The organism is Microcoleus sp. BR0-C5 (assembly GCF_036705045.1).
In the GTDB taxonomy this organism is placed as follows: Bacteria; Cyanobacteriota; Cyanobacteriia; order Cyanobacteriales; family Microcoleaceae; genus Microcoleus.
This window is the reverse complement of sequence record NZ_JAUBTR010000047.1, coordinates 37,896-54,354: the sequence shown is the minus strand read 5'-3', so window position 1 is coordinate 54,354 and position 16,459 is coordinate 37,896. Positions and strand designations below refer to the sequence as shown.

The 16,459-nt window shown below is 46.3% G+C and carries 16 protein-coding genes and 1 riboswitch; of the genes, 7 read left to right on the top strand and 9 right to left on the bottom strand.

Annotation, left to right across the window (positions count from 1 at the left end):
* A partial coding sequence (locus tag QUB08_RS21000; protein WP_333226748.1) for a hypothetical protein occupies positions 1-250 on the top strand: 250 nt, incomplete at its 5' end.
* Between the two features lie 154 nt (positions 251-404).
* On the opposite strand, the gene QUB08_RS20995 is transcribed toward QUB08_RS21000, so the two are convergent.
* The gene (locus QUB08_RS20995; RefSeq protein ID WP_333226746.1) at positions 405-977 is read right to left on the bottom strand and encodes a DUF4360 domain-containing protein; all 573 of its coding nucleotides are present in this window, start codon (positions 975-977) and stop codon (positions 405-407) included.
* Positions 978-1,580: 603 nt separating this feature from the next.
* Between QUB08_RS20995 and upp the strand changes: the two genes are divergently transcribed.
* Complete coding sequence (gene upp, locus QUB08_RS20990; protein ID WP_333147071.1) at positions 1,581-2,216, top strand: uracil phosphoribosyltransferase; 636 nt, start codon at positions 1,581-1,583, stop codon at positions 2,214-2,216.
* A gap of 320 nt (positions 2,217-2,536) precedes the next feature.
* The gene (locus QUB08_RS20985; protein WP_332946242.1) at positions 2,537-2,683 is read left to right on the top strand and encodes a hypothetical protein; all 147 of its coding nucleotides are present in this window, start codon (positions 2,537-2,539) and stop codon (positions 2,681-2,683) included.
* A 409-nt stretch (positions 2,684-3,092) separates the two neighbouring features.
* On the opposite strand, the gene QUB08_RS20980 is transcribed toward QUB08_RS20985, so the two are convergent.
* Positions 3,093-5,015 (bottom strand): hypothetical protein, encoded by a 1,923-nt coding sequence (locus QUB08_RS20980; RefSeq protein ID WP_333226744.1) that lies wholly within the window; start codon positions 5,013-5,015, stop codon positions 3,093-3,095.
* A 34-nt stretch (positions 5,016-5,049) separates the two neighbouring features.
* On the bottom strand, positions 5,050-6,555 hold the full coding sequence (locus QUB08_RS20975) for a glycosyltransferase family 4 protein (RefSeq protein ID WP_333226756.1): 1,506 nt from the start codon (positions 6,553-6,555) through the stop codon (positions 5,050-5,052).
* A 211-nt stretch (positions 6,556-6,766) separates the two neighbouring features.
* On the opposite strand from QUB08_RS20975, the gene QUB08_RS20970 reads away from it, so the two are divergent.
* The 3 genes from QUB08_RS20970 to bicA all read left to right on the top strand — a co-directional run bounded on the left by QUB08_RS20970 (position 6,767) and on the right by bicA (position 10,643).
* Entirely contained in the window at positions 6,767-7,237 is a 471-nt protein-coding gene (locus QUB08_RS20970; protein ID WP_333157512.1) for a tetratricopeptide repeat protein, read from the top strand.
* A gap of 228 nt (positions 7,238-7,465) precedes the next feature.
* Positions 7,466-8,413 carry a glycosyltransferase gene (locus QUB08_RS20965; protein ID WP_333226754.1) on the top strand — a complete coding sequence of 316 codons (948 nt, stop codon included), beginning with the start codon at positions 7,466-7,468 and terminating at the stop codon, positions 8,411-8,413.
* A gap of 556 nt (positions 8,414-8,969) precedes the next feature.
* On the top strand, positions 8,970-10,643 hold the full coding sequence (bicA, locus tag QUB08_RS20960) for a bicarbonate transporter BicA (RefSeq protein ID WP_333226742.1): 1,674 nt from the start codon (positions 8,970-8,972) through the stop codon (positions 10,641-10,643).
* A 314-nt stretch (positions 10,644-10,957) separates the two neighbouring features.
* On the opposite strand, the gene QUB08_RS20955 is transcribed toward bicA, so the two are convergent.
* Both QUB08_RS20955 and QUB08_RS20950 read right to left on the bottom strand, forming a co-directional pair.
* Positions 10,958-11,464 carry a DinB family protein gene (locus tag QUB08_RS20955; RefSeq protein ID WP_333226740.1) on the bottom strand — a complete coding sequence of 169 codons (507 nt, stop codon included), beginning with the start codon at positions 11,462-11,464 and terminating at the stop codon, positions 10,958-10,960.
* Positions 11,465-11,517: 53 nt separating this feature from the next.
* On the bottom strand, positions 11,518-11,820 hold the full coding sequence (locus QUB08_RS20950; RefSeq protein WP_333226738.1) for an antibiotic biosynthesis monooxygenase: 303 nt from the start codon (positions 11,818-11,820) through the stop codon (positions 11,518-11,520).
* A gap of 279 nt (positions 11,821-12,099) precedes the next feature.
* On the opposite strand from QUB08_RS20950, the gene QUB08_RS20945 reads away from it, so the two are divergent.
* Entirely contained in the window at positions 12,100-12,801 is a 702-nt protein-coding gene (locus tag QUB08_RS20945) for a diacylglycerol/polyprenol kinase family protein (protein ID WP_333226736.1), read from the top strand.
* Positions 12,802-12,957: 156 nt separating this feature from the next.
* Here QUB08_RS20945 and QUB08_RS20940 read toward each other — a convergent pair whose 3' ends face one another.
* The 4 genes from QUB08_RS20940 to QUB08_RS20925 form a co-directional block, all read right to left on the bottom strand.
* A complete protein-coding gene (locus QUB08_RS20940; protein ID WP_333226733.1) occupies positions 12,958-13,806 on the bottom strand; it encodes an ABC transporter ATP-binding protein in 849 nt (282 codons plus the stop codon).
* A gap of 237 nt (positions 13,807-14,043) precedes the next feature.
* The gene (locus tag QUB08_RS20935; RefSeq protein ID WP_333226731.1) at positions 14,044-14,910 is read right to left on the bottom strand and encodes a methyltransferase domain-containing protein; all 867 of its coding nucleotides are present in this window, start codon (positions 14,908-14,910) and stop codon (positions 14,044-14,046) included.
* A 19-nt stretch (positions 14,911-14,929) separates the two neighbouring features.
* Positions 14,930-15,370 (bottom strand): hypothetical protein, encoded by a 441-nt coding sequence (locus tag QUB08_RS20930; protein WP_333226729.1) that lies wholly within the window; start codon positions 15,368-15,370, stop codon positions 14,930-14,932.
* Between the two features lie 118 nt (positions 15,371-15,488).
* A riboswitch (cobalamin riboswitch) is annotated at positions 15,489-15,633 on the bottom strand.
* Positions 15,634-15,673: 40 nt separating this feature from the next.
* Positions 15,674-16,252, bottom strand: a complete 579-nt coding sequence (locus QUB08_RS20925; protein ID WP_333226727.1) for a Uma2 family endonuclease — start codon at positions 16,250-16,252, stop codon at positions 15,674-15,676.
* Positions 16,253-16,459 lie beyond the last annotated feature (207 nt).

The following is a 16,459-nucleotide window of genomic DNA, read 5'->3' as shown; positions in this document are numbered from 1 at the left end:
AGGAAGAAGGAAGAAGGAAGAAGGAAGAAGGAAGAAGGAAGAAGGAAGAAGGAAGAAGGAAGAAGGAAGAAGGAAGAGGGAAGAGGGAAGTTCGGCAACGGATTCTATAACGGATCTAACTCATATGTTTTACCATTCTCAATTAGCTTTTTATGAACAGGCTTTTCGGCCTGTTCCACACAATATAAATTTTCTTGTGGAACAGGCCGAAAAGCCTGTTGCTGAAAATGGTGCAAGATATCAGATGTAACGGATGTCAGGAAGAAGGAAAAGGGAAGAGGGAAGAAGCAAGAGGGAAGAAGGAAGAAGGAAGAGAGAAAATTATCCCCTCTTCCAACTTAAAACTTAAAATTCAAAATTCAAACCTGAAAACTATACCTCACACTACACTCCCAACAAGCTGCTTAGCGGCAAGTGCGATATTTGACGTGATAAACTAAACCGCGATGAGCCAAATCGAAGGAGTCAACGGTGGCCATGCCGGCACCGCGGGCTGTCATTGCAGCATTTACTCGCATATTTACACTGTCGCCGCAGCGAGACCAAACATTAGCTACAGTGGCTAAGCTATCTCGAACATTGTAGTTAGTTTCGCCGCTGAGATTCCGATTAAAAACTGGGCCGCGGGCTCCAGCGAAAAAGTATTCTGCCCGCAGGTTGCCTGTGGTTTTGGGAGCAACGTAGCCGCGGTAATCAGCATCGTAGATAGAAATTTGGTAGCCTTGGGGTACTTTGATGGGAATGCTCAGATTGCAACTTTTCCGGCTTTCTGTTGAGACATTTCCCAGGGCTGCAAATTTATCAAATAGGATGGTGAGTTCTTGACCGTCGGGGCTGACGCTGACGCTGGCGGAGCGATCGGGGCAACCGCTACCGCCGTAGCTTGCACCTAAAATTTGAACTGCAGGATTAGCCAAGGCGGGGCCGATAGAAGCAGTCATTAATGCGGTAGCTAGCAATAGTTTTACAAACTTCATGGATGTTCTCCTTAATAAGTTCAGTTGTGTGTTAGGAGCACCCTAAAAAAATGGAACTGAATTTAGGTAATGTGTTTTAAACTTGGATATGGCAGCCTTCATGTTGCAAGATGAAAAGCCTGTCAAGCCAAGCTTATGACCTCATGTGCAGTTCCTATTCAGGTTTTTTCGATTAGTGAATTAATCGAAAGAATAGGTTTTATGTTGATACTTCTTAAGATTCATATCTGTTGGTAAAAGTTCCGGAAGATTTCGGTGCGAAACTCCGGATCTGTGTTATTGGGCTTGGATGGAGCGCGAGACAGCGAAACCAGTGGGGAGGCTTTTGGGCCCGGATCTGCGTTCTTAGGAAGAGTGCGGGAAGGAGAGGAAACGAGATAATGACATATTTGTGTATTTTCAAACCTCGCATACTTAGTGTCGCGCTGGGCGGATGAAAGGCAATTGTCGGAGCGAATTTTATGCGCGCGATATTCGTGTTTTCAATAGGGGTTTGATATAAGTAGTCCCGGACGCAGGGGCGGCAGAAACCGGGTTTTTTTTGCGTCAAGAATGCCTCGATGGCTGATAAGTTAGAATAAAGCCAATTAATTATTCCAAAAAATGAGTGCTAAAGTTACTGTCATCGACCATCCTTTGATACAGCACAAGTTAACTCTTATGCGGCAAACTCAAACGAGCACGGCGAAATTTCGCCAACTGCTGAAAGAGATTGGAATGCTGCTAGCCTATGAAGTGACGCGAGATTTGCCGCTAAAATACGAACTAATAGAAACGCCGATCGCCAAAATGAATGCACCGGTGCTGGCTGCAGAAAAGAAAATTGTTATTATTTCGATTATGCGCGCGGGTCAGGGACTGTTAGATAGTATTTTAGAGCTGATTCCGTCTGCGAGGGTAGGACATATTGGTTTGTACCGCGATCCGACAACTCGGATGGCGATCGAATATTATTTCAAAGTTCCCCAGGATATCGAACAGCGAGATGTTTTAATTGTCGATCCGATGCTGGCTACTGGTAATTCAGCAGTGGCGGCAGTTGATAGGCTGAAAGAAGTTAATCCGAAGTCTATTAAATTTTTGTGCTTGCTGGCGGCACCGGAGGGAGTGGGGCACTTTCACGAACAACACCCTGACGTGCAGATTTATACGGCTGCTGTTGACGAGTGTTTAGACGAGCATGGCTATATTGTACCGGGATTGGGAGATGCGGGCGATCGACTTTACGGGACTATGTGAATTCAAGAAAATTATTTTCTGCTGTATATGTCAATACATTCATTGAAAAATAACTTTACTAACATAACTATTGGTTTGATAGTGCCAGACAATGTAAATTGTAAGATTTTAATGTCAGGAAAAGCCTATATATAGCAAGGGTTGTAGGATTTTTTTCGTTAAATTCGTAAATTGCATTATCTCAATGTATTTACTGCATTTTATGGTGTAATTCTCTGCCTTTAGTGTAATTAATCGCAGGAATTATTTCTCATAAAATAGATGTATGATGCTTACCGTTTTTGATCGACTACTAACAATTATTGGACGAGGAAAAAAGAATGGAGACTACAGCACAGAAAGAAGCCCCAACTCAGCCTGTTGAGGAAGTGAAAATTCAGAATATCAACAGTTTGGAGTTTGAGCTTTGGGCTAAAGCAGTGAAACGGCAGATGATTGCAGCACTCTCTAAAAAGGGCGCGATTTGACCTCTCTGGGTTTTTTGTGCACAGGTTGTGTTAATTAATTAAATTAACAAAAGTTTTGTCTGCATTGTTGTCCGAGTTCGAGAGGAGTAAGGGAAAGAGTTTTGAGATTGCGCTGCTTTCGGAGTTACGGGAGGTGCAAAAGAAAGAATTTTCCTTTTTCCTAGTTTTGGACGTACAGGTGGAAGGAAGCCGGGTTTTTTTACGAAAATACTTCTGTTGCAATCGGCAGAAATGGTAAAAAACCCCGGTTTCTTTGTGTCAAGAGTGCCTCCGGGACTGTTCTATAGCAATCCTTGCAGGAGTCGTAAATTTTTGACCCCACCCCAACCCTCCCCTTATCAAGGGGAGGGAGTAAGAAATTCACAAATGATGCGAGGATGGCTATATCTGCCGAATGCTTTCTGCCCGATTACGATCGCTTGTCAACCGCCGCCAGCAAGCGCAGACTTCCGTCTTGAATCTGCACTGCTTTCACCGTTCCCACAGCAACTCTTTGTTGACCGTTAGCCATCGCTACCTCAATCTTAATCTTGGGGTCAGCCTGCAATCCCAGCCGCCCCCACAGCCACTTGACTTGAGTAGCAGGAAAAGAGCTCACTTCAACATCAGAAAATGGCGAATTAACCCAGCGGCTACCGTCGTAAAAACTCGCTACCTGCACCTGATACCAAACTTGTTCTCCTGCCAATTTTAGCTCGTTTTTCGGTTCTGGTTCCAGCCACTCAGCGGGATTGACACTGTTAATTAAAGTAGCAGAACCCATAATTTGACTTTTGTGGTCTTCTAAACTTTCAGCCTGAGAAACTGCTTCCTCAAGTTTGTTGACCAAATTCCGAATTCGACTTCTTGTTTCGCTGTCAGTATCTGATTGCTGGTCGAGCCAATTCATCGCCTCGCGAGTGCCGTCTTGAGACGCTACAATCAGGGCACCCCAAGCCTTGACATCGGCGTCAGCGGCATTCACTCTCAAGGCGGCGTCGATGCGGTTCCAGATCCGCCCGCTGTCATTTTTGAGGGTTGTGGCTATTTCGTGACTGTTACTCGGATCGGCTTCAAATACTTGCAAAGCTTCAGTCCAGCGGCCGTCGATCAATTCTGCGAGAACTTGTTGACCGGGACTGGCCCAAGATGCGATCGCCTGAGCCCGAGTAATTTTAGCGTGAAATTCGATCGTTTCTAGCTGAGCTTGCGCGACTGCAGGCCAATTTTTGCCGGCTTTCCCCTTCGCCAAACGCATGACATTTAATGCTGGAGACCATAGCCCGCTTTTTGCCAGTCGCAGCCCATTTTTGTAAGTCTCGTCATTGAAAGCAATTTCTTCTAAAGAAATCGCCGTTAACTGAACGGGGTTCGGCAAAAATTTGCGCGGGCCAATTTGATAAAGGGTAAATTGCGGCTCTAAACCAACTGTTTGGTCGATCGCTAACTGCGGGTTTTCGCCCTTAACAATTTGCTGCCAATTCGGCGGTTGTCCAGCCGCACTCGTCCACTCCAAAAGCGAGATTAAATGATTTTGGCTGGGGTTGTAGCGAACGACTTGTCCGTAGGGAATTTTCTTGTCGCCCTGCTTTAGTTGACCGCTGACATTAAACCAAATGCCGGAGGCGGGGGGCTTTCCGTCAAAGCGGCGCAGTTCTGTTAGGGGTAGGGACTGATTCGAGGCTTGATTGTCAGATGTAGAGTCAGCTAAAGAAGCAATGACAAAAGATTCCGCAGGGCCTTCTACATTCACAGAACTTGCTAACTGAAAATACTGCTCTTTATCGGAACTGCGATCGGGAAGCTGCACCCGCTTGTACACCCGAAGTTCGACAATTTGACGGCAAGGATTTTTGCAAACCGTAGAAGCCTTAACGGTTCTTTCTACCATCACCGGCAATAGCAAATCGGAAATAGAATTATCGCGGGATTGATCGACGGGAAGCGGCAGGGGTTCTCCGGTTACGAATCCCAATTTGCGGATGCTGGCTTTGATTTGATCGAGAGTTTGGATCGAATCTCTGCTACCTGTAGGCAGGCGCGACCATTCCGGCACAAATTGAGAGATCAACTTGTTGCCATTGGGATCGACAATTAGCTGATAACTCAGCCAAGCGCCGCCTCCCATTAAAGCTGCACAGCCACCCAAGATGCTGAGGGCTGTCAAATTAGCTATCAGTCTTTTCCAGGGATATCTGGCGCGAGTTCGGGGAGTAGGTATTGGACGCTGGGACTCTTGAAGATTTTTGGGGCGTCGGGTTTGGCGACGGCGTCTTGTCGGAGGAGGAGCAACTTTGCTATTTTCTGGGGGTTTGGCTCGATTTTTTGAGGGGTTAATTTTGTGTTCCATCATGCCATTTTAGAATTTAGATTTTAGAATTTAGAGTTTAAATTTGCAATAGCCGATCGTACTGCCGACCTATGATATCCCAAGTGTATTGGCTTTCAACGAGCGATCGAGCGTTGACAGAGAGCTCCTGTCTTAGCTGCTGATTTTCAAACAAACTGGCGATCGCCTCAACATAGTCCTGAACTTTGTTGGCCCGCAAGGCCCTGATCAGTTGTAGCCCACCATCGACGGCTAAACCCTCCAAACCTCGATCGCTAGCAACCACGGGAGTTCCCGCAGCCATCGCCTCCAAAGTTTTATTTTTAATCCCAAAACCAATCCGCATCGGCACCACACAAACAGCAGCTTGATGCAAATATTCTGCCACCCTTTGCACCCGACCTACTACTTGAATTCCGGGGAGTTTCCCCAAACCGAGCACTTCCGGGACTGGCGAAGCCCCTACTAGGGTGAGGGTAGCATCGGGATAGCGCTGCTGCAAAGGCGGCAGTATTTGCAAACTCAGAAATCGCGCCGCGTCAATATTAGGCAAATTGTTCATTGCGCCTGCAAAAATTAAGGTGTGTCCTCCCGGATCGATCGACCGATAGGGAAATTCAGTTAAATCCACGCCGTTAGGAATTACATCTATGGGAGGTACAAAAAAATCTTGTTTTCCTCGCACTCGAACCGGAGGCGACAGCAATTCTAGGAGTTGCTCTCTGTCGGTGGATGTTGTCGCAACAATGCGGGAGAATTTGGAACAGTAGCGTTTTTCGTAGCGGGCGAGTAGCGGTAAATTCAGTCGATCGCGCAGGGGTTTTTCCGAGGTGCCGGTTGCTAACATTTCCCTGCAAGTTCCCCAAACGGAACTGTGAATGTTTGCCACTGTCAGCACTTTTTGTCGCCATTCTGGACGCACGTAAATCTCGTTAACGCTGTGTTCGCAGGTGACAACATCGCATTTGCCTGCAGTTACTAATTCGTCTGCCCAATTCTGCATTGCTTGGGAGTAGCTTGAGAGGACGTTCGGAGGTGTCCCGAACAACAAAAATCTACTGAATCTGTGGAATTTTCCTATTATTTCAGAGAACCCCCCCTCAGTCCCCCCCTTATTAAGGGGGGGAGGCAAGAAGCCCTCCTCAAGCCCCTGGTGCAGAGTTAGCCCCTCCTTGACAAGGGGGGGTTGGGGGGGTAATTGCGGGGAAGCCAAGAAGCCCTCCTCAAGCCCCTGGTGCAGAGTTAGCCCCCCCTTGACAAGGGGGGTTTGGGGGGGTACTTGCGGGGAAGCCAAGAAGCTCTCCTCAAGCCCCTGGTGCAGAGTTAGCCCCCCCTTGGCAAGGGGGGGTTGGGGGGGTACTTGCGGGTGGGGAAAAACTGCCAATTCTGCAACTTGCTGGCGCAATGTGTCGATTTGTGCGTCGGTGACATCGCGCGATCGTACAGTGCCGAGAATTACCTCATGCCGCTGGCTCAAGTATTGTAATAAATTAAACGTCCTTACCTGAGTTCCTCCGCGGCTTGGCGGATAGGGAAAAGTCGAGGAAAGCATCAAAATCTTCATGGGATGTGGGATAAACTGAGATGTTGCACCATTCTCAATTACTTGTTTAGGAACAGACTTTTCGGCCTGTTCCACAAGAAAATTCACTCTTTGTGGAACAGGCCGTCGAGCCTGTTAAGCGAGAATGGTGCAAGATGTGAGATAAATAAATTTGCCGCTTGCGCGATAAAATTGATTGATAAAACGTTTTTTTTTAACAATTCTCGCACCTATGGACGAATTATCTGTTAAGGCGCTGCTGGAAGACTTGAAAAAGTCCGACGAAAGCGTGCGCGATCGGGCAACTACAGAACTCTGGCGCACGTGGTTTAACCAGAAGGGTGAGTATGGGATGCAAATTCTCAGGCGATCGCAAGTTTCGCTGGATGCAGGCGATGTTCACCACGCTTTGGATTTGCTGACGAAATTGATTGCGGAAGCGCCGGATTTTGCGGAAGCTTGGAACCGACGCGCCGTACTTCACTATACTCAAGGAAATTATAAAAAGTCGATCGACGACTGCGAAATCGTCCTCAAACTGAACCCGGTGCATTTTGGGGCGTTGCACGGTCTGGGTTTGTGCTACGCTGCCTTGGGAGAATACCTAAATGCTATTCAAGCTTTTCGTCGCGCTTTGGAAATTCAACCGTTTGCTTTGGTGAATCAAAAGTTAATTCTGGAGTGTACGGCTCGTTTGAGTTAAAGTTAATTTTCTGGGGCTGAAAAGTGTTAATACCCAATTATAAGCTGCTACGCATTTAAATTGAATCCATATCAGGGTTCAGGGGCCAGTTCCACAATAATAATTGTAGAAAAATTGACTTTCAAATTAGATGCACAACAGCTTAGTCACTTTTTAGCAATCTAAAATCTAAAATCTAAAATCTAAAATCTAAAATCTAAAATCTAAAATCTAAAATTGTCTAAGTTAGTGCCGAAAATTAGCGTTTGCATTCCTACTTACAATCGAGTGCATCTGCTGGCTTGTGCGATCGCCAGCGTGGTAGATCAAACTTATACAGATTTTGAATTAATTATCTGTGATGACGGTTCTACAGACAGCACTCCTCTGTTGATGTCGGAATTTGTCGATCGCGGGATTCGCTACATTCGCCACCCGCAGAATATCGGCAAGAGTAATAATATGCGATCGGGCTTTGCGGCAGCAAGGGGTGAGTATTTTATCAAGTTTGACGATGACGATCGCCTGAGCGCGCAATTTCTAGAGCGGACATCTGCTATTTTAGATAAAGACTCCAGTATCGATTTTGTCAGTACCGATCACTGGGTGATCGACATTAACAATTATATAGACGAAAACCAGACTAAACTCAATTCGCAGCGGTGGGGCCGCACCGAGTTATCGCCGGGAATTATTGAAGATTTGCTCTCTGCAGTGTTTCTCAGACAAAGTTTGCAAATAGGGGCGACTTTGTTTCGGCGCCGCGCCCTGGAAGAAGTCGAATTTCTGCGGCCGAATTTGCAAAATTGCGAAGATAACGATTTGTTTGTGAGACTTGCGATTGCCGGCAAAAAATGCTATTACTTGCCGGAGCTGTTGATGGAGTATCGAGTTCATGCAGGACAGCAAGGAGTCGATCGGGCAATTCCGTATTTAAGCGATAAATTGCGCTATTTGCTCGGCTACGAATTTGATTCCGAGAAGTTGGAAACAGTCAGGCTCAAAAGGATTGCAGAAACTCAATTAGCGCTAGGTTTGCGACTGATTGAGGTGGGTGAAACTGCAAAAGGGCGCCTGATGGTGCGGGCAGGAAAGTCTGTTTCTGCGGCGAAAATGTGGGCGGGTTTGGGATTGTCGCTGCTGCCCATCGAGTTGCGTCCCAGGGCGTTTGAGTTGGTGCGAGAGTTGATGAAATAACCATCAAGAAGAGTTATTAATTATCAGAAGCGGATAATATATTAATTTTAATTAGAGTACGGGGCTTTGTCGGGGCTTGAGATTTACTGAGATTTGGCTCGATCGAGAACTTGCCGGAGATCGTTCCGAGAGTCGGCAAAAAATAAAAATTCGATGGGACACGTTTTACATTAAATTAAGAAATTAAGAAATACTGAAAAATTAAGTATTTACGAGTTTGACATTGATCGGGCACGAGTACAGACCTAGGGCTGTTTCATTCTCTTGTAGGGGCAGCAAAGAGTGGCTGCCCCAATCTCTGAAACACCAGCAAATCGTGGATGGGGAGGGTAGGCACGGGGAGTAGGGGTAGCACTACAAGAGTCAAAATCATCGTTTTCCGTAGGGGCAATCCCCCCGTGGTTGCCCTGAAACAGCCCTGAGTACAGACCTTTCCTTGGGTCAGCCCTGCTTGTGCTATCTGTCAGGCGATTAGGGAAAACTTTTGCCCTGACATTGGGTAAAGGGATCAAAGCCAGCATTGTTAAATTTTGTCGAGTTTATTAATGCACCACTCATGTCAGTAACTAATCAGATTCGTTTTAATAATCTCAAGGGCGACATCTTCGGCGGTGTCACGGCTGCCATCGTCTCGCTGCCCCTGGCCCTCGCCTTCGGGGTCGCTTCGGGAGTAGGGCCGATCGGGGGACTGTACGGTGCCATTTGCGTTGGCTTCTTTGCGGCGCTGTTTGGTGGCACCCCAACACTGATTTCTGAACCCACGGGGCCGATGACTGTGGTGATGACTGCGATCGTCGCATCCCTCACCGCCAGCAATCCCGAACAAGGGCTAGCAATGGCGTTTACCGTTGTGATGCTGGCGGGGTTGTTTCAAATCATCTTTGGTATTTTCAAGCTAGGGAAATACATCACCCTGATGCCCTACAGCGTGATTTCCGGCTTTATGTCGGGAATTGGCGTGATTTTGATCATTCTGCAAATTGCACCGTTTCTGGGTCAAGCCCCTCCCAAGGGCGGTGTTTTGGGCACTTTTTTAGCAATTCCGCAGTTGCTAGCGAACATAAATCCGCCGGAAGCAATTCTCGGTGCCTTGACGGTGGCAATTATTTTCCTGATGCCCAAAAAGGTAAAGAAAATCGTACCCCCGCAATTGATAGCGCTGATTGTCGGCACGGTAATTTCCATGACTGTGTTTCAGGGCGCGGATATTCGCCGGATTGGGGAAATTCCGGTGGGACTGCCCCCCTTGCAATTGCCGACTTTTTCCGCCGGTCAAATCACGGTGATGTTTGTGGATGCGGTGATGCTGGGGATGCTGGGCTGTATCGATACCTTGCTGACGGCGGTGGTGGCGGACAGTCTGACGCGGACGGAGCACAAGTCCGATAAGGAGTTGATTGGTCAAGGAATTGGCAATATCGTATCGGGGATCTGCGGTGGCTTACCGGGCGCCGGGGCAACGATGGGAACTGTGGTCAATATCCAAACAGGCGCGACTTCGGCGTTGTCGGGTTTAACTCGGGCCTTGGTGTTGCTGGTGGTGGTTTTGGGGGCGGCGAAGTTAACTGAACCGATTCCGATGGCGGTTTTGGCGGGGATTGCGCTGAAGGTGGGGATTGATATTCTTGACTGGAGTTTCCTGAAACGATCCCACAAAGTGTCTGTTAAGGGTTCCCTGATCATGTACGGGGTGCTGTTTTTGACGGTGTTTGTGGATCTGATTGTGGCGGTGGGTGTGGGCGTCTTTATTGCCAATATCCTGACTATCGAACGGTTGAGTAGTTTGCAGTCTGCGGGAGTGAAGCTGATTTCCGATACGGATGATGATGTGATCCTCAGTGAGGAGGAGAAGCAACTCTTGGATCGGGGTAAGGGGCGCGTGTTGCTGTTCTGTTTGAGCGGCCCGATGATTTTTGGGTTGTCGAAGGCGATTTCCCGCGAACACAATGCTATGAAGGATGCGGATGCTTTGGTGATGGATTTGAGTGCTGTGCCCATGCTGGGGGTGACGGCTTCGCTGGCGATCGAAAATGCGATTCGCGATGCCTGCGATAAGGGTTTGCAGGTTTACATCGTCGGTGCCAGCGAGAAAATTCAGCAGCGCTTGCAGAAGTTGGGATTGTTGGATCTGATCGCGCCAGAGCATTTCCTGAGCGATCGTACCGCAGCCTTGCGACAAGCCGTCGCTGTGGTTGACAACAAAGGCATCCCCTTGGGAGTGCCGGTGTAACAAGGCGCGAATTCGCCAAAATAGTAGTTGTTTAGCAGGAGTGCCAGTTTCTCCTGCTATTTCTATGGCTCGATCGATCGTTTCATCTCGTTTCCGGTTGCATCAGTATTGTTCAAGTGTCCAAACAGTCAGTTGTCCCCAAAGCATAATTTTAGTCAACAGCCAACAGTCAACACTCAAGAATCAGGTCTGAGTGCAACCAGAATTGATATGAATTCTTGATTTTCGTCAGTCCCCCTCTGCTGGAACCAGAGGCAAGTTTAGACGAGGTTTTAACCGCCGAGTCTTCTGGCGTGTAGCTATACAACCAGAAATTATCCGATTGATATAGCGGGTAGCCACGGAATATCTGTAACGCCTGGGTCGTAGCCAAGTTGTTTGAGGAGTGTGGTAATTTGCCCTCTATGGTGGGTTTGATGATTGAACATATGTGTCACCAGCACCCAAGTCGGTAGCACGCGGCATTTACCATCTACATTGCTTGTGTACTCAAACCGTTGACTCAACCAGTCAGAATTAAGGTGTCTAGACCATTCTATAATTTGCCGATCCGTTGTCTCCCGTTCTGCTCTCAAAACCTCAAAGTCACCATAAAGTTCTTGACCGATAACGGTATCAGAAAATGGGTGAAGAGTGAAACGCCCCATCCATGCTTTGTCACCATACAGTAAGTGATTCAAAGTGCCATGAATCGATTTGAAAAAAGCACCCATGTCCTGTTTGCGCTGTTCATCAGGAATAGCCGAGCAGACAGAATATATATTTTGGTTCATCCAGCAATTGTACTCGGCCATTAGCTGGTAGTAGCTACCGTCGTACATACTCAAAACTTAACCGCCTAGTTTGAACAACTTACATTATACAATTACGTCTTTCATAATACACCTGAGTCTAATAGGTCTAGATAAATAAATTCAGGAGCTTTAACTCCCGCTTCCTCTCTTATTTTAACCAGTGCAGGCGACTCAAAGAATGCTCTTGCATCTGTTGTTGATGTCCACGCGGAGAAATGAACGATTTTGTTGGGTTCATTGTCATACTTCAAGACCTGATAGGAGCGCTCTCCAGCTTCTTTTCGGATGCTTTCAGCATTATCAAATACGTGTTTCCAAGCTTCATAATTTTCTACTTCATGAATAATTAAGACATACTGCATAGCAATAAAGTTTATTGGCAATTTAAGTTTGTGATGCTGCAAATTATAACAGGCGATCGCACATTTTTTTGCCTAAATTGCGATCGCCCCACGTCCAAAATGCCAAGCTGTCATCAATGGAAGCGATTGCTTCCCTTCGGTCGCAATGACATACTTATGTATCAGGACTTACATAAAAAGTGGTTGAACGCGCGAATTATAGCCATAAGACTCCATGCACACCGCACCCTACATAATTAGGTTATGCGTAAGTCCTGTAAAGTAGAAAACAGTTCCCCATCTAAGTTTTTCCTAAATATCGTGTCTATATTTTCTGAAATTCCGACTGTGTGGTTGCAAATTTCCCTCGTGGGTATCTGGCTGGGCTTGATTTTACTGGTAGCGGAAGGGTTAAATCGCTTTACTTCTGTCGATCCTGAAGTATCGCGGAAGGTTGTTCACATCGGTACTGGAAATGTGATTTTGCTAGCGTGGTGGCTGGAAATACCCGGTTGGGTGGGGATTTCGGCGGGGGTTTTAGCAGGTGCGATCGCCCTAATTTCTTACCAAGTTCCGATTTTGCCCAGTCTTAACAGTATCAACCGGAAAAGTTGGGGGACTTTTTTCTATGCTGTTAGTATCAGCGTTCTCGTGGCTTGGTTTTGGCCGCTACAACATCAGGAGTACGCTGCTTTGGGCATTTTAGTCATGACTTGGGGCGACGGATTGGCTGCTGTCATCGGCCAGAAATACGGCAAACATATTTATCGAGTTTGGGGAATACAGAAGAGTTGGGAAGGTTCTGCAACTATGTATTTGGTGAGTTTTGCTGTTAGCAGTTTGATTTTGCTGACGGTTCAAGGCACAGTTTGGCAAACTTGGGCTGTGTCTGCTGTTGTAGCTTTGGTTGCTGCTACTTTGGAGTCGGTTTCCAAGCTGGGAGTTGACAATCTGACTGTGCCTATCGGCAGTGGGGCGATCGCCTTTTTCCTAAATCAATTTTTGATAATTGGTAATGTGTAATCTGAACTTACCCCCACGGGGGGCGTTGCTGGATACAGATATGAATTCAAGATTTCGCAATTGCTATAAACCAAGTCGGGTGAGTTTTGTAACTTTCGATAAAAGGTAATTCATACGGTGAATCAGCAACGCCAATTATCAAATTTCTAAGTTCCGTTAAAGCAGCCGACGTGCTTGTAAAATTTGTTGTTGCCATTGCTCGAAAGCGGGGATTTTTGAGCGATCGTCTGGGGGAAACATCGCCCTTATTTGCTCCATTAGCTCGATCGCCAGCGGTACGCCAAGCTGCAATTGTTCCAAGACATCCCGCTGAGCAAAAACGGTTTCGGGTGTTCCTTCTAAAATCAATTTTCCTCGATCCATGACAAACACCCAATCAGCCCAGCGGTAGATGAAATCGAGGTCGTGACTTGCTAAAAGAATAGTGGTTCCAGCGCTGTGAATTTGTTGGAGTAAACCGATCAGTTGTCGGGTGTGACGCGGGTCGAGATAGGCGGTAGGTTCATCTAGCAGCAGCAGTTTGGGCTTGAGAACCATGATATCGGCGATGGAAACCCGCTTTTTCTGGCCCAAACTGAGATTGTGAATTGGTTCGCGGGCGAGTTCGTTTAGATCGAATTGCTCGATCGCCTGCTGCACCTGTTGAGCAATTTCCGATTCTCTCAGGCCTAAATTGTACAATCCATAGGAAATATCTTCTTCTACCGTCGAAGCTACTAATTGATGTTCGGGATTTTGAAAGACGAGTCCGATTTGTTGGCGCAGTTGCATCAAAGATTTGCGATCGTAGCGAAAGGGTTCACCTTGCCAGCTAATGATTCCCTGTTGCGGTTGATATAAGCCATTTGCTAACAGAAAAAAGGTAGTTTTGCCACAGCCATTTTGACCGAGCAGCCCGCACCGTTTCCCAGCGGGGACTTTGAGATTTAAACCCTGAATTGCTACTCGCGAACCGCAGGGATAGGAGTAGGAAGTGCCAGCGAATTCGAGAATCCATTCAGACATATTTGTTATTTTTTATTTTGTATAGCTTTGTTCCCAGGCTCTGCCTGGGAATAAATACCCGGAGGCTATGCCTCCAATTACCGATTACCGATGAATGATTACCAATTACCGATTACCGATTTCCATTCTATAGCAATCCTTGCAGGAGTCGTAAACTTTTTACCCCACCCCAACCCTCCCCTTATCAAGGGGAGGGAGTAAGAAATTCACAAATGATTTAGAATTGCTATATTTGTGTCAGCCTTGATCAGATTTTGACAACTGCCAAAGTTGCATTTCATAACAGAGATGTTGCTCAAAAAGTTGACTTGCCTCCAATCCTTCAACTACCAGCTTCTTGAACCAGCGACGAAATATCCACCGCAGGAATTTGTGGACGGGGGGAACTGTAATCGCAATCAAATCTGCAACATAGATCATTGTATTCAGTCCATATCGGCGGAAAGTATCGACATACAAATCGATTGTTGGCAAAATATGGGCGGAAATATCCTCAGTTTTTACTAAAGTGAATCCAGCCTGATTTAATGCTGCATGAAGTTCCGTAACAACATGACAATTAGAGAACATTCCCTCTTTATAATTAGCATCAGATCGCAGCATATCAGCCAGCAAAACGTAACCGCCCTGATTGAGGATTTTGGCGGCACCGTTAGCAATATCAACAGCCGACATATACTGGCTACTTTCGCTAAAGAGAATAAGATCGTAGAAATGGGTTGCTTTGAAGTCTTCAAACCTCGTGAGGTGGAAGATTGCCCGATCGCCCGTACACTTAAGAAAGCGCTGTTGTTGGAACGGATCGGGTGCGAGCCCTTCGACTGCAAAACCTCGATCGAGCAAATAAGCCGCATTTCCGCCAATCCCGCAGCCCACATCGAGTATCGTATGAGTGCCTTTGGGGATTGCATCCAACAGTTTTACAGTATAAGCTTGCTGAGCTAGGCGCAATCGTGCGATCGTTAGTTCGTCTGCGGACACAGGTAGGGTTTCCCAATAGCCGTAGTGAAGGTAGGGCGAATCTGTCAGGCCCAAATAGTAATTAAGCGCTGCATTTTGGTAGCGAGTTACCTTGGAAATTTCGATTAATTTTGGCTGCGGCATTCGGAAAATTTAGTAAGTTTTAGGATTTAGGGCAGAGTTGAAATTCTTCCCAGCGCTTGCATACCTGTTCATAGCACTCAACAGGAGAAATTGCCAACTTTTGCAACAAATTGATATCAATCTGACCATTGGCGATCGACAAAAATATAATTGCTGCCTTGGGTTCGTAGCTATCAATGATTTGGAGCAGATTTGAAACAGTGTTCTCCTCTATTTCTAGTTGCTGCAAATAAACGGTTGCCTCCAAGTCGGAAATAAATTGCAGATCGTACTTGATAGTATCTACGCTCCAATTCACAGAACCGTTAATGGGAGTATTGATTTTGCAAGCAACCAAGCCTCGTCCTTGATGCAAAAAGCCATTCCAAGCAGTATGTCCTATCGGCAAAATATTCTGGTGAATAAACAAGTTTTGCCAGTAGCCAAAACTACCCTGCCAAACACTATCTTCAACTCGCATTTTTTTAGTTTCCCGCTGCCTAAAATTTCGTTATTGTCAATCGGGAAACGGAGCACAACAGCGGATTATTTGTAAAAATATTGAACTCACCATCATCCATACCTCGCAGATGAAAAACATGATTGTAAACAAATCGGCGGGCATCCTGACTCAGAGATGCAATGATCTCCTTACAGTTGCGGGACAGCGCCGGATTCGCACCGAACTTTCCCCCTTACGTCTGATGTGTGTTTTTCATCAGAGCCGATCGATATACGGGGATATTACCACTATTTGGGATATTTGACAAAAAAAGCCGTGTGCCTATTCACCAAACTCAATATTTTCATACAAATCGGCCAGCGAAATTTCCACAGCAACAGAGGTTAAACTGAGCCGATCGCCCATACAGCTATATTCCGAAAAAATCCACTTATTCGCATCAGTTTTAGAATATTGCTCGACCTGTAGCCGATATTGGTCGATTAATAAATACTCCTGAAAACTAGGAATACTGCGATAAGCAGCAAACTTTTCATCGCGGTCATAAGCTTTGGTACCTTTAGACAGCACCTCAGCAATTAGCAGCGGATTGGTAATTGTATCCGTCCGTCCAGATTGGAGCTCGATCGGGCGCGCTACCACCATCACATCTGGGTAAGTATAATTATTAAGCTGCGGAACCCAAAGCCGCTGATCCGATGCAAAAATACTGTAAGGTTTACCCTTAAGACTCACCCTCAAAATAGCATTTAAGATGCTCGTAATTTCATTGTGATCCGGTGTGCCGCCAGCCATCAGAACAATCTCCCCATTGATAAATTCATGCCGATCCTGAGAATTGATTTCCAATTCTAGATATTCCTCAGCGGTGTAGGTTTTGGTTTCAACTTGCGCGATCATACACAACGCTCTCCTTTAATCTACTCATTTCATTTTATCTTAAAAATTTGCCTGATTCAACAGAAAAGTAGATTTGAATCATGCTAAGAAACAGGCTTTTCGGCCTGTTCCACAAAGAGGGAATTTTATTGTGGGGCGTGAGTTTGGCATCAAGAACAGGCTTTTCGGCCTGTTCCACAAAGATTGAATTTTGTTGTGGGGAGTAGG